Annotated in this window: 15 protein-coding genes, 1 tRNA gene and 1 pseudogene; 9 read left to right on the top strand and 8 right to left on the bottom strand. The window is 64.9% G+C overall.

Annotated features, from left to right (window positions below; genetic code table 11):
- Both WBQ44_RS08050 and WBQ44_RS08055 read left to right on the top strand, forming a co-directional pair.
- Window positions 1–546 (top strand): alpha/beta hydrolase (locus tag WBQ44_RS08050; protein ID WP_495566186.1); only part of this gene is annotated, 546 nt, incomplete at its 5' end.
- A gap of 2 nt (window positions 547–548) precedes the next feature.
- Entirely contained in the window at window positions 549–1187 is a 639-nt protein-coding gene (locus WBQ44_RS08055) for an LON peptidase substrate-binding domain-containing protein (RefSeq protein WP_495566187.1), read from the top strand.
- Between the two features lie 56 nt (window positions 1188–1243).
- Here WBQ44_RS08055 and WBQ44_RS08060 read toward each other — a convergent pair.
- The 3 genes from WBQ44_RS08060 to WBQ44_RS08070 form a co-directional block, all read right to left on the bottom strand.
- Window positions 1244–1320: transfer RNA gene (locus WBQ44_RS08060), tRNA-Met, on the bottom strand.
- Window positions 1321–1400: 80 nt separating this feature from the next.
- Entirely contained in the window at window positions 1401–1751 is a 351-nt protein-coding gene (locus WBQ44_RS08065; protein WP_495566188.1) for a helix-turn-helix domain-containing protein, read from the bottom strand.
- 49 nt (window positions 1752–1800) lie between these two features.
- Window positions 1801–2409: a DUF998 domain-containing protein gene (locus tag WBQ44_RS08070; protein ID WP_495566189.1), complete on the bottom strand. Its 609-nt coding sequence runs from the start codon at window positions 2407–2409 to the stop codon at window positions 1801–1803.
- 144 nt (window positions 2410–2553) lie between these two features.
- On the opposite strand from WBQ44_RS08070, the gene WBQ44_RS08075 reads away from it, so the two are divergent.
- Window positions 2554–3114, top strand: coding sequence for a TetR/AcrR family transcriptional regulator (locus tag WBQ44_RS08075; RefSeq protein WP_495566199.1), 561 nt, complete (start codon window positions 2554–2556; stop codon window positions 3112–3114).
- Window positions 3111–4448, top strand: a complete 1338-nt coding sequence (locus WBQ44_RS08080; protein WP_495566190.1) for an ABC1 kinase family protein — start codon at window positions 3111–3113, stop codon at window positions 4446–4448. Before WBQ44_RS08075 ends, WBQ44_RS08080 begins: the two co-directional genes overlap by 4 nt.
- 25 nt (window positions 4449–4473) lie before the next feature.
- Here WBQ44_RS08080 and WBQ44_RS08085 read toward each other — a convergent pair whose 3' ends face one another.
- Together WBQ44_RS08085 and WBQ44_RS08090 are read right to left on the bottom strand one after the other, a co-directional pair.
- On the bottom strand, window positions 4474–5196 hold the full coding sequence (locus WBQ44_RS08085; RefSeq protein WP_495566191.1) for a mycothiol-dependent nitroreductase Rv2466c family protein: 723 nt from the start codon (window positions 5194–5196) through the stop codon (window positions 4474–4476).
- Window positions 5196–6179, bottom strand: a complete 984-nt coding sequence (locus WBQ44_RS08090; protein WP_495566192.1) for an NADPH:quinone oxidoreductase family protein — start codon at window positions 6177–6179, stop codon at window positions 5196–5198. The genes WBQ44_RS08085 and WBQ44_RS08090 overlap by 1 nt, the downstream gene beginning before the upstream one ends.
- A 109-nt stretch (window positions 6180–6288) precedes the next feature.
- Here WBQ44_RS08090 and WBQ44_RS08095 point away from each other — a divergent pair, with 109 nt between their 5' ends.
- Together WBQ44_RS08095 and WBQ44_RS08100 are read left to right on the top strand one after the other, a co-directional pair.
- Window positions 6289–6969 carry a dienelactone hydrolase family protein gene (locus WBQ44_RS08095; RefSeq protein WP_495566193.1) on the top strand — a complete coding sequence of 227 codons (681 nt, stop codon included), beginning with the start codon at window positions 6289–6291 and terminating at the stop codon, window positions 6967–6969.
- On the top strand, window positions 6956–7837 hold the full coding sequence (locus WBQ44_RS08100; RefSeq protein WP_495566194.1) for an amidohydrolase family protein: 882 nt from the start codon (window positions 6956–6958) through the stop codon (window positions 7835–7837). Before WBQ44_RS08095 ends, WBQ44_RS08100 begins: the two co-directional genes overlap by 14 nt.
- Here WBQ44_RS08100 and WBQ44_RS08105 read toward each other — a convergent pair.
- Together WBQ44_RS08105 and WBQ44_RS08110 are read right to left on the bottom strand one after the other, a co-directional pair.
- The gene (locus WBQ44_RS08105) at window positions 7824–8666 is read right to left on the bottom strand and encodes an alpha/beta hydrolase (protein WP_495566195.1); all 843 of its coding nucleotides are present in this window, start codon (window positions 8664–8666) and stop codon (window positions 7824–7826) included. The genes WBQ44_RS08100 and WBQ44_RS08105 overlap by 14 nt on opposite strands.
- Before the next feature lie 31 nt (window positions 8667–8697).
- Entirely contained in the window at window positions 8698–9888 is a 1191-nt protein-coding gene (locus tag WBQ44_RS08110; protein WP_495566196.1) for an ATP-binding protein, read from the bottom strand.
- Window positions 9889–10181: 293 nt separating this feature from the next.
- Between WBQ44_RS08110 and WBQ44_RS08115 the strand changes: the two genes are divergently transcribed.
- On the top strand, window positions 10182–10637 hold the full coding sequence (locus WBQ44_RS08115; protein WP_495566197.1) for a 2-isopropylmalate synthase: 456 nt from the start codon (window positions 10182–10184) through the stop codon (window positions 10635–10637).
- Between the two features lie 54 nt (window positions 10638–10691).
- Here WBQ44_RS08115 and WBQ44_RS08120 read toward each other — a convergent pair whose 3' ends face one another.
- Window positions 10692–11171 (bottom strand): hypothetical protein, encoded by a 480-nt coding sequence (locus WBQ44_RS08120; RefSeq protein ID WP_495566198.1) that lies wholly within the window; start codon window positions 11169–11171, stop codon window positions 10692–10694.
- Between the two features lie 397 nt (window positions 11172–11568).
- On the opposite strand from WBQ44_RS08120, the gene WBQ44_RS08125 reads away from it, so the two are divergent.
- Together WBQ44_RS08125 and WBQ44_RS08130 are read left to right on the top strand one after the other, a co-directional pair.
- Window positions 11569–12426 carry a metal-dependent hydrolase gene (locus WBQ44_RS08125; protein ID WP_495566200.1) on the top strand — a complete coding sequence of 286 codons (858 nt, stop codon included), beginning with the start codon at window positions 11569–11571 and terminating at the stop codon, window positions 12424–12426.
- Window positions 12423–12728: pseudogene (locus WBQ44_RS08130) on the top strand (PDR/VanB family oxidoreductase); the annotation flags it as partial. The gene WBQ44_RS08125 and the pseudogene WBQ44_RS08130, both read left to right, overlap by 4 nt.

A 12728-nucleotide genomic window follows, 5' to 3' on the forward strand; every position in this document is an offset into this window, starting at 1 on the left:
GAACGGCTCGCCCTGGTGAGCAGTGGTGGACTCGGGCCGGAGGTCAGCCTCTTACTCAAGGCGGCGACGTTGCCCGGCAGCGAACTCGTACTCCCCGTGCTCGCCTCCGACTTCGTGCGCAGGAACACTGAGAGTCTCGTGGGCCAGCTCGGTAGGTGGGGATTTCCCGTCCGCCCGGGCAAGAGCATGACCGAGACATGGCGTTCGTTCAGGACGGTCGCCGACAAGGGATCCCGCGAGGCGTTCCTCGCGTCGACCCGCGCGGTGGTAGGCCCGCGAGGCCAAACCGTCAGCGCCAAGCAGCATTTCGAGAAGTTCGAATCCATGCCCTCACTGTTGGTGTGGGGCGGTAAGGATCGCATGATTCCCTCGTCGCACGCCGACAACATCCGTCGCGAAGTACCCAATTCGCGCGTCGAAATCTTTTCCAGCGCCGGTCATTTCCCACAATTGGACGAACCCGACCTTTTCTTCCGCATCCTGGACGAGTTCCTTCTGTCCGACACACCCGTCCAGAACACGGCGCGGGTCACAGCGTCGGAGTAACCGTGGCCGTCGTACCGATGTTTCCGCTCGGCAGCGTTCTCCTGCCGGGAGAGTCGCTTCCCCTGCACATCTTCGAGCCCAGGTATCAGCAACTCCTCAGCGACGCCATGGCAACGGAGGATCCGAGCTTCGGCGTCGTGCTGATCGCGCGAGGTCACGAGGCGGGCGGCGGTGACGTGCGCCACGACGTTGCGACTCTGGCCCACATCGTCGCGCACCGCGACCTGGGCGACGGTCGTCACCTCGTCGAATGCGTTGGTGGCGAACGCATCAGAGTCGATGCCTGGCTCGAGGACGATCCCTACCCCCGCGCCGATGTCCGCATGTGGCCCGACGTCGACGACGACGCCGCCCCGCCGGAGTCCGAGTTCGGCGCCCTCTCAACAAGGATCACCGAGCTGTACGGGTTGATCGGCAGTCTCGCCGCAGCCACGGACGCATCGCCACCGGACGCACCGACGTTCTCCGATCTGCCCGCCGGGCCGGGCGAGCGACTGTTCACCCTCGCCGCACAGATTCCGATGGGGCAAGCAGACCGTCAGGACGTCCTGGAGGCCCCGGGCGCGACCGCGCGCCTGGAAGCACTGAACGACGCAATCGAGAACGTCAGCGACATCGTCCGCTTCAGACTGATGCAGTAGCCGCGCTCCAGCGCACACAAAAAAGACCGGCACTGGTGAGTGCCGGTCTTTTTCGGTGGTAGCGGGGACAGGATTTGAACCTGCGACCTCTGGGTTATGAGCCCAGCGAGCTACCGAGCTGCTCCACCCCGCGTCGTTGTGTTTCCCAACCGTACATGCTCCGGCCCCTGAGTCCCAATCGCCTGGTCGAAGCGGTTCTGCTCCAGCTGACGATCAAGCGGCCATCAAGGTCGCCGAGTGGGGTCCGGGTGCGACCGGGCGGAGTGCAGGCGCTCCGGCGAGTTCGCGCCCGGTGAGGAACAACAATCGGGACGGGGCGATGCCGAGCGCACCGCACAGCGCGGACACCACCTCGGACGACGCTTCTTTGCGGCCGCGTTCGATTTCCGACAGATACGGCATGGACACCCGCGCCCGCGTGGCCACATCGTCGAGAGTTCGCTGCTGTTGCTGGCGCAACCGGCGCAGAACACGACCGAGACCGTCCCGCACCAGTGGCTCCTCCGCGCGAGCGTCCCGCCGAGGATTCAACGGCAGGACGGTGGCATCTCGTTGCTCTGTCATGACGCTCCCTCTCGTGACGGCTCAGGTCAGCGTAGAAGGCACCGCGGCGTCAGGATCGGAGTTCGGCGTGGTTTCTGCTGACGGCAGAACGGAACAGGGCAGCCGCGGTGACAAGTTCCCACGCGGTGAAGGTGTAGATCGACGCCCGCTCGACGGCTCCCACCGGCCCGATGCCCGCCACGAGGAGGATCGACGCCGCGAAGCCGGCCGCGCCGAGTGCGACGCTGCTCGCGGAGTACCACCGAGGACACGTCGGGACGCCCGTGCCGACGGTGACTGCGATGACGTTTCCGGCCCCGATCGCAAGGATCGCGCCGAGCACGTGAGCGCTCCCGTCGCCTGCGTGCACCGACGCCACGAGGACGCTCCCGACCGAGTAGGCCACGACGGCACCGAGGTAGACCTTGGCCCGGCGCCGGCTCAGCAGGCGCGCCGTCAGCTTGCCCGCGACCAGTACGGTGACCGCCGAGACGCAGAACGCCCCGTTCATCACCAGGTGTCCGGGTGAACTGGCAGGTACGCCGAGCTCGCTGACGGTGTCGCGCACGTAGCGGTAGCCGTCGAATCCGAATGCGGTCGCGGCCTCCGCCACGAGGTATTGCACGGCGGCGAAGCCGAACAGGCAGCCCGATAGCCGTGCGCGGACGTCGAGGTTCATTCCGCTCCTGACGGGGTCGGCGAAACTGGGTTGTACCGATGGGTACAGTCGGAGCCGTTCCGCACAGCGCCGTGTGGAACTCCCCCTCGAGGAGCAACTGTGGCACGAGTACCCGCAACTCGCACGCACGCGGACCGTCGCGACGTGGTCCCGGTGCTGGCCGGTGTGTTCGGCGAACACGGCTGGAACGGGTCGTCACTGTCGGTCATCAGCCGCCGGACCGGCCTCGGCAAGGGCAGCCTCTATCACTTCTTTCCCCGCGGCAAGACCGAGATGGCCGAGGCCGTTCTCGACGACGTCGACATGTGGTTTCAGGTCAACGTGTTCGCTCCGTTGCACACCGCAACCGATGCCAGAACGCGTTCGCGCAACATGTTCGCGTCCACGCTGAAGTACTTCCAGTCGGGTCGGCGGGTGTGCCTGTTCGGTGCGTTCGCGCTCGGAATGGAACGCGCGCTGTTCGGCAATCGGGTGGCCAAATACTTCTCAGACTGGATCGACGCCCTCACACCCGTTCTTCGGCAGCTCGGCCACGGTGACGATTCGCGCGGACTGGCCGAGGAGATCGTCGCCGGAATCCAGGGCGCTCTCGTCCTCGCGCGGGCATCCGACGACGGTGGTCGGTTCGAACGCCTACTGGCCCGCCTCGAAGCAGCCGCCCTGCACACCGAAGCGCTGTGTACAGATCTGGAGGTGGCGCGATGACCACAACGCCCGCCCCCTCCCTGCGCACCTTCGGTTTCCGCGAGTTCACTCGCATGATCGTCATCGGCGCAGCGCTGGTGCTTTATCAAATCATCGCTGTGGGCAAATGGATCCGGCGGCCATCGCGCGGTTGGGCGCTGCACGCGTCGGAGGGCGTCGTCGACGCGTTCTTCGTACTCGGGCCCACGTTCGTCAAGGTCGGGCAGTTGATGGGTTCGTCTCCCGGCGTGTTCCCGAAGGTGTTGGCAGACACCTGCCTTCGCTGTCTCGACGAGGTACCGCCGTTCCCGGGTTCGCAGGCACGGGCGATCATCGAGGCCGACCTCGGCCGACCCACCGAGGAACTGTTCACCCGCTTCGACGACGAGCCGCTGTCGTCGGCATCCGTCGCCCAGGTCCACCTGTGTGTGCTCGCAGACGGGCGCGAGGCCGTCATGAAGGTGCAGCGCCGGGGAATCTACCACCGCATGAAGATCGACCTGCGTATCGCGTATCTGTTCGCGCGCGGCCTCGAGAAGTACATCGGATTCTTCAAAACTGCCAACGCATCCGCGATCATCGTCGACCTGCATGCAGCGACGTTCGCCGAGCTCGACAGCGTCGTCGAGGCCCGTCGGCAAGCGCAGTTCAGGGCAGCGATCCGGGCATTCGGCGACAACGAGTACGTCACCGCGCCCGAGGTGATCGAGGAGTACTGCGGCAACCGCGTCATCTGCATGGAACGAATGCGCGGTTCGCCGCTCGATCAGTGCACGCCGGGAGCGACGTCGGAGCTGGTGGTCCGCCGCGCCGCCAAAGTCTGGATGGAAGCCCTTGTGCTGCACGGCCTCTTCCACGGGGACGTTCATGCGGGCAACGTCTGGGTCCTCGACGACGGCAGGGTAGCGTTCCTCGACTTCGGTGTGATGGGCGAACTCGACGACAAGTGGCGGTCACTGTTGCAAGACCTGTTCCACGCCACCGTGATCGACGGTGATTTCACGCGACTCGCGGGAAGTGTGAAACGCCTCGGCATCATCTCCGAAGAGGTCGGCTCGGATGCCGAGGTAGGAATGATCCTGCAGGCCGTGTTCGCGCCGATGCTCTCGGACACGTTGGCGCACTTCAGTTTGACCGACTTCATCAAAGCCCTCGTCGGGATGGGCAAGCAGTACCGCACATCGAGCCCCGAAGAGCTGATTCTCGTCGGCAAACAGCTCGGCTATTTCGAGCGCTATGCCATCGAGCTCGCACCCGATTGGGCACTGGGCACCGACCCGTTCGTGTTCAAGAACGTCTTTCCCGCGGAGGTCGCCGCGCTGTCCCTCGCCCGCGGGGTCGAGCTACCGGACTGACGAACCGGCCGGAGGCAGACCGACGTCACTTCTTCTGACGCCGACTACCCCCGTGCCAGTCCTGTTGAACCCCGGCCTCGTCTTCGGAGACACCCAGCGCGCGGAGCTGTGGGAGTTCACGCATGCTGCGCTTGAGTTCGGCGAAGCCGGGAAAGCGCGCGAGGCCGACGACGTGGTCCCACAGCTGGGCTGCATCCTCGTCGCTGGGGAGTCTGCTGATGACCGGTCCGAAGAAGGCGACGCCCTCCGGCGGCTCGAAGTGAATGATCGGCGTTCCGACGTCTTTGCCGGTCAGGGCCAACGCCTCGTCGGTCTCGGCGCGAATTTCCTCGTCGATGGTTTCGTCGTCGAGCGCGCCCGTGTGATGGGCGGGCAAGCCGAGCTCCGCGAGCACGGGGGTGAAGAACTCGGCGGTACCGCGGAACCCGTGGCTGCGGGCATCGTCGGGCACGGGTTCGGAGTCGAAGATGCGTGCTCCCAAGGCAGCGTAGAGCGGGCCGATGGCCTCCGACCCGTGCTCCCGTCGGATGCTCGCGGCGGCACGCAGCAGCCGAAGGCCGGCGGTGTGCCCTGCCTCGTATTCGGGCGGGAAGTGCGAGGCATAGTCGATGTGCGAGTTCAGAAGTCGAAGCGAGATGAACCGCCACTCCACCTCGTAGTCCCGTTGCGCCTGGACCTTGCGAACCCACTTGCTCGTCATCCACGCGAAGGGGCACACCGGGTCGAAGTAGTAGCGAATGTCGGACATCACTCGCCCGCAACCAGTTGCAGAACGACTTTGCCCGCCGCAGTGCGATTTTCGAGGGAGGCGATAGCGTCGCCCGCACGCTCGAGCGGATATACCGACGGCTCCGGTGCAGTCAATTCTCCCGATGCCAGCAGGGGCTGCAGGTCTGCCCACTGCGTCGCAAGATAACCCGGACGCGTCATCCACCACGCGCCCCAGCCGACACCGACCACATCGACGTTGTTCAACAACAGTCGGTTGACCTTGACGGTCGGGATCTCACCGCCGGTGAAGCCGAGAACCAGAATTCGCCCCGACGGGGCGAGGCTTCGGATGCTGTCGGTGAACCGATCGCCGCCCACCGGATCGACGATGACATCGACGCCCTTGCCGCCGGTGAGCTCCTTGACGGCATCTTTCCAGCCATCCACCAACACCACATCGGTTGCTCCTGCCGCTTTCGCGATCTTGCCCTTCTCCTCGGTACTGACCACGGCGATAACGCGCGACGCACCCAGCACCGGCGCCATCCGAAGGGCCGAAGTTCCGATGCCGCCGGCAGCGCCGTGCACCAGCACCGATTCGCCCCGAGCGAGGCGACCTCGTTCACGCAATGCGAAATGCACCGTCAGGTCGTTGAAGAGCAATCCGGCACCGGCTGTGAGCGACACCGCGTCGGGCAACGGAAACACGGTGTCGGGCGACACCACAGCTACCTCCGCCATACCGTCGGACAGCCCGGTCAGTGCAGCGACGCGATCGCCCGCCGCGAAGCCCGACCCCTGCGGCGCGGAACGCACGATGCCGGCGATCTCGCTGCCTGGAACGAACGGAAGCTCGGGCTTGTACTGATACAGCCCGCGAGTCAGAAGTGCGTCTGGGAACGCAACGCCCGCAGCGTGGACGTCGATGACCACCGCGTCCTCGCGAACGACAGGCTCGCCGACCTCGACGACCTCCACCGAATCGGGCCCGTCGAGACTCGTGATGTGTACCGCGCGCATGTACTGTCCTCTCGCTGTGCCCCGAAGAAGTGCCGGTAATGGGGACTGTGTGACCCACGGTACAAAACCCACAGCATCGGCGCCGACCCGGCTGTGTTGCAATGGGTCGATGACCACCCCCCTCACCACTCTCGCTCCGTCCGGGACCGCCCGCGGCGGGGTTGTCGTCGTTCAAGAGGCGTTCGGCGTCACCGACCACATCGTGGACGTTTGCCGACGGTTCGCCGACGCCGGCTGGGTTGCCGTCGCCCCGCATCTGTTTCACCGCCAAGACACACAGGTACACGACTACACCGACATGGAATCCGCGATGGCTGCCATCGGGGCCTTGGATGCCGGCGAGATCGATGCCGACGTCGATGCCGCGTTCGGGGAACTGGCCGCGAGGGGATTCGAGCCGACGCAGTGCGCAATCGTCGGGTTCTGCATGGGTGGTTCGGTCGCCTTCCACACTGCCGTGCGGCGTCCGCTCGGTGCGGCCGCTACCTTCTACGGCGGCGGAGTGGCCAAGGAGCGCTTCGGATATCCGACCATGTTGTCCGTCGCCGACGCCCTGCAAACGCCGTGGCGCGGGTTCTTCGGCGATCTGGACAAGGGCATTCCCACCACTGACGTCGAGGACCTCCGTCTGGCGGTCGCGGCTGCTCCCGTGTCGACCGACATCGTCCGGTATGCCGATGGGCAACATGGCTTTCATTGCAACGACCGACCCGCCGTGTACAACGCCGACGCCGCCGCCGACGCATGGTCGAAAACCCTCGACTGGTTCGGCGATCATGTCGCACACTGAAATATCTGCAGTACGGGGTCTGTGGGCGGAGCTCGGACTCCCCGGGTTGTTCGACGTGCACACACATTTCATGCCCAAGCCCGTGATGGACAAGGTGTGGGCGTACTTCGACTCGGCAGGCCCACTACTGGGCAGGCCGTGGCCGATCTCCTACCGAGACGACGAGGATGGTCGCCTGAACATACTGCGCGAGTTCGGTGTTCGCGGCTTCACCTCGATGATTTATCCCCACAAGCCGGACATGGCGGCCTGGCTGAATTCTTGGGGCGCGGACTTCGCTCGACGAACTCCCCACTGCCTTCACACCGCGACGTTCTACCCCGAGGAGTCGGCCGGACGGTACGTCGCCGACGCCATCTCCGACGGTGCGCGAGTGTTCAAGTCACACATCCAAGTTGGTGACTACGCACCCGAAGACCCGCTGCTGAACCCGGTGTGGGGTGCCATCGAGGATGCCTCGATACCCGTCGTCATCCATTGCGGATCAGGACCGGCCCCGGGCCGCCACACCGGACCGGAACCGATCGCTCGACTGCTGACGCGATTCCCTCGACTCCCGCTGATCATCGCCCACATGGGCATGCCCGAGTACACCGCATTCCTGGAGCTCGCCGAGAAGCACACCAACGTACGACTCGACACGACGATGTCCTTCACCGACTTCTCCGAGGAGTCGTGGCCGTTCCCCGTCGACCTACTTCTGCGACTTCGAGACCTACAGCCGAAGATCCTGTTCGGCAGCGACTTTCCCAACATCCCGTACTCGTATCTTCATGCGCTGCAGTCGGTTGTGCGCCTCGACCTCGGGGACGATTGGGTCAGGGCAGTAGTGCACGACAACGGCGCAGCACTGTTCAGTCTCGACTGACGCGCGGAGACAGCCAGGCAATCAGATCGCCCAGTACCCGATCTTGCTCGGGCTCGTTGAAGATCTCGTGATAGAGCCCGTCGTACACCTCGATGGTGAGGTCGTCGGACCCAGCGCGCTCGGCGATCATGCGACTCCCCGACACGTCGGCGAGAGCGTCCTCGCTGCCGTGCTGTAGCAGTACGGGCAACGTGAGCGTCGACAGTCGGGCTGGTAAAGATTGCATCGCGCCGACCAGTTGGCTCGCCAACCCGGCCGGAACCTTGCCGTGGTGAACGAGCGGGTCGGCGTCGTAAGCCGCGACGACGGCGCGGTCGCGCGACACCGCGTTCGAATCGAGCTGCTGAACCGGCACTCTCGGCGCGAACTTCCCGAGCAGCTTCCCGATCGGAACCAGGGCCTTCGGCGTCGAATCCCCCAGCACCACTGCAGGTCCCGACAGCATCAGCGCATCCAGTCGATCCTGGTGATCGAGTGCGTACGACAACGCGATCGCGCCGCCCATACTGTGACCGAGCAAGAAACTTCGAGTACCAGGGTGCGCCACTCGCGCAATACCGAACAGCGTGTGCAGGTCGTCGGTGTAGTCGGCCCACCGCTTCAAACCCAGTCGGGCGCCGCCCGAACGACCGTGCCCACGATGATCCGGCGCAAAGACAGCAAGACCGAGGTCGCCGAGCCGGGCAACGACGTGGTCGTACCGACGGGCATGCTCACCGAGACCGTGCGAGAGCACAAGAATGCCGGCAACGTCGCCTTCCGGAGTCCACGTGTCGTAGACGATCGGCGTCCCGCGGACTCCCGTGAAGGTCGACTCGGTACGAATCATCGTGCAGCTCCCTGGGGATCGGTAGGAAAGGTCAGTCGTCCGTTTGCGCTCGGAGGTATCGCCCGAAGTGCGGAACCGTGAACGCGATGGTCCCACGCTCGGCCGAATAGATGAGGCCTTTCTTGATCAACCCGTCGCGTGCGGGCGACAGCGAAGCCGGCTTGCGTTTCAACTCGGTGGCGACCGCCGAGGTGGGCACCGACGCCTCGTCTCCGGACAAATCCGCCATCGCGCGCATGTACTCCCGCTCGGCCGGCGTTGCCCGCTCGTACCGGGATCCGAAGAATCCGACGGCCAACTCTTCCTCCGCCGTGGGCGCGGCGACGCGGACGTCTTCGGCGGTGATCGGTGATTCCGCCGCGAGATCCCAGGTCGCCTTGCCGTATGCCTGAACGAAATACGGATAGCCGTCCGCCGCTTCGTACAGCGCGTCGAGGGCTTCGGTGGTGTATTCGACGTCCTCGCGGTCGGCCGGCGCGATCAGCGCCAGATCGGCTGCGGTTCGTTCCAACCGGCCGATGCGGTGGTAGCTGAACAATCGCTCGGAATAGCTCTTCGACGCCGACAGCACGGCAGGGAGATGCGGCAGGCCCGCACCGACGATGATGAGTGGTGCTGCGTCCTGGCTCAATTCGTGACATGCGGCGCAGAGCGCGGAGATGTCCGCAGGCCCGAGGTCCTGCATCTCGTCGATGAAGATGGCGATGCCGACACCGACATCTGCCGCAAGCGCAGAAGCGTCGAGCAGCAGTTCGACGAGGTCGATCTCGATGTCGCCCGAGTCCGCACGGCCGGTTCGAGCCGGCACGTCGATGCCCGGTTGCCACCGTTCACGCATTCCTTTGTCGGCAGACGCTCGGAGCGCGAATGCCTTGAGGACACCGAGAAATTCGTCGACGCGTTCCGGGTCGCGATGGGCAGCAGCGATACCGCGGACCGCCATGTGCAACGCCGACGACAACGGACGGCGCAGCTCTTGATCCGGCCGCGCCTCGATCTTGCCGGTACCCCACCCCCGGGCGACAGCGGCCGACCGCAGGTGGTTCAGCAGCACCGTTTTCCCGACCCCGCGCAGTCCCGTCAGGACGACACTGCGTTCGGGTCGACCTCGGGTGATTCGTTCGAGGACGACGTCGAAGGCATCGAGTTGTTTCTTGCGTCCGGCGAGCTCGGGCGGGCGCTGACCTGCGCCGGGAGCGTAAGGGTTACGCACGGGGTCCATGAGGCCAAAGTTACAACAGCGATAGGTCTTTATGAGGACATCTAGTGCGTGTCCTAGAGATGCCTATGAAGACTTAGCGAGCGTGTGCCGCAGTATTGCTCCCTCTACCATTCACGGTAGAAAGCCGAATACCGACCGATGGTTGCGGTCGTTCGCAACAGGCGGCTACATTGGCAAGCGTGAAGCGCCTTCTCGTAGTACGCCGCCGTAGCGGGGTCTGATTCGGACCGACCCCCGCTGCGGGTCGTCGTGCTATCTCGGTCCTTCCTTCGTAATAGAAGAAAGACCACCCGATGAACGCTTTCACCTCACCCACCGCATCTCCCGACACCTTCTCGCTGCCCAGTGGTCTACGCGCCGCGGCAGCCGGTATGAACTGGTCGTCGATCATCCAGCGTTTCGGTACGAGCACCGGACCTATCCGGCTGGGCAGCTGGACTGCGTCACGCGCGCAGGCCGGCCGATTCGTCTACGACGCCACCTTCGGAATCGGCGATTCGATCGTCACGGCCTCCGCGACCGCCTACGGACCGATGGATGCGTTGACCACGATGCTGCACGCGTCGAGCTACCGCCTCGAAATCCTGTCTTTTCACCAGCAGCCGAGCGCACGCGCCAGCGATGGCACGGCAACGTTCATCCTGTGCGAGTTCGACGGCCGTGCGGAGTGGGCGATGGCCACCGATCGCGACAGCGAACACTCGGCCGTGCGTGCGCTGATCACAGCTGCAAACAAGCTTCACAGCTGACTCTGCGGGGTTCTTACGCCATCTAGTGTGCAGGCTAGATAGCGCAAGAATCCGCTAGGGCATCTCGATGGTCTGCGCTCGCTCGATCTCGGCAATCGCTCGCCGAACGAACAACTGCGGCGTCACCGTCTCGTCCTGCGCTCGCCTCGCCGCCATCAGGTCTGCGATGACGAGCACCGAGTGACCCACGCGTGGACGCGGACGCGGCGATTCCGTGTCGGCGACCCCGAGAGCACCCGTCAACACCTCGACGAACCCGTCGACATCCACTGCGTCCGCCCACTCCGAAGAGCGAACGGTGCGAGTGAGCACATCCTGGACGTTCTCACCCGTGAGGCCGTCGGGATGGAGCTCTTCGAGGAGCGCCTTGATGATCTCCGCGTGCACCAGGCCGACCTGCGACGAATCCTCGGCCTCGAGAGCGGACACGGCCGATCGATAGTCCTCGACGGAGTGCGCCCGTGCTGCAGCAACAGCATCCTCGGTAGCAGTGGCAATCGCCCGTGCCGTAGCAGGCCAGTCCTTGGACATCACCCGCCGATTCTCGCACTCTGCACCGACAGGAGGCTGCGAGGCGTTCGGTCCTCCGCCCGGCCGTTGCCTTTTCGCGCAGGTTGCAGTCGTTCGCGCAGGTTGCAAAGTGCGCGGTTGGCTGCAAGGTGCGCGGTTCGTCGCGGGAGGTGGTTCGCTCGTCCGCACACCACTCCCCGCCCGCCCGTTTGCTTCCGCGCAGGTTGCAGTCGTTGGCGCAGGTTGCAAAGCCTGCGGTTGGCTGCAAGGTGCGCGGTTCGTTGCGGGAGGTGGCTCGCTCCTCCGCACACCCAGCGTTTTACATGTAACCCGTGTTCATAGTAACGTGTGGAGTGTGGGATGGAACACAGTCGACGAAAGAGGCACCGTTGTGAGCACATCTTCGGAACCCGACGAGGTCATGCTGCAAGCGCGGAACGTCGAATTCGACTGGTCCAGCCTGCCGATGCATTGGATTCCCGGCGATCCCTTCGGTACGCACGTGTTGAATGTTCTGCATCTGCTGCTACCGGCCGGCGAGGAGTGGTTCGTCGAGACGTTCAAGCAGGCACTTCCATTCATCGAGGACGAGAAGCTGCGCGACGACGTCATCGGCTTCATCGGACAGGAAGCCGTTCACGCAGGCGCGCACAGTGGCGTGCTGAAGCACCTGCAAGAGAGCGGCCTGGACCCGACGCCGTTCACCGACCAGATGGACTGGGCTTTCGGCAAGGTTCTCGGCTCGCACCCCGTCACCAGCATGCGTTCCAAGAACAACCTCGTCGAGCGGCTTGCACTGATCGCCGCGATCGAGCATGCGACGGCATTTCTCGGTGACTGGGTGCTCAACGCCGACGGCCTCGACCGCGCCGACGTCGATCCCACCATGCTCGATCTGCTTCGCTGGCACGGCGCCGAGGAGGTCGAGCACCGTTCGGTCGCCTACGACACCATGCGCTACTTCGACAAACGCGAGATCCGCAGAGTGCGAACGTTGTTCATCGTCGCCCCGATGCTCGTGTTCATGTGGCTGCGCGGCGTTCGCTTCTTGATGGCCAACGACCCACTTCTCGCCGAACTTCCCCGGCACCGTCGACGCCCGCATCTGTCCGATTGGCGTGCATCGGCGAAGCGCGGAACGCTACCGGAGTTCCGGCACCTCACCATTCGCATGGCTCGCTATCTGCGGCGTTCGTACCACCCGAGCCAGGAGGGGTCGACGGCTCAGGCCGTGCGCTACCTCGCGAGTTCGCCCGCGGCGCAGGCGGCGGCACGATGAAACTCGCCGAATTCCCCACCGACCTGCGGGGCAGACCACGTACCGATCGGACCATGCTGGTCATCGGCACCATTCTGTCGAATTACCTCCGTGCGGCCGAGCGTCGCGAATACCGCGAGACCGTCGCGGGGCACAATCCGGACCGCGCGATGCAGCTCGTCGTGACCGGCCGCGAGGTCGTCGCGGCGGACGAGGACGTCGCCGCGATCACGCTGGCATCACCCGACGGCGCCGAACTTCCGATCTGGCACCCGGGCAGCCACCTCGATCTTCATCTACCGTCTGGGCGACGGAGGCAGTAT

The organism is Rhodococcus sp. (in: high G+C Gram-positive bacteria) (genome assembly GCF_049591685.1).
GTDB lineage: Bacteria > Actinomycetota > Actinomycetes > Mycobacteriales > Mycobacteriaceae > Rhodococcoides.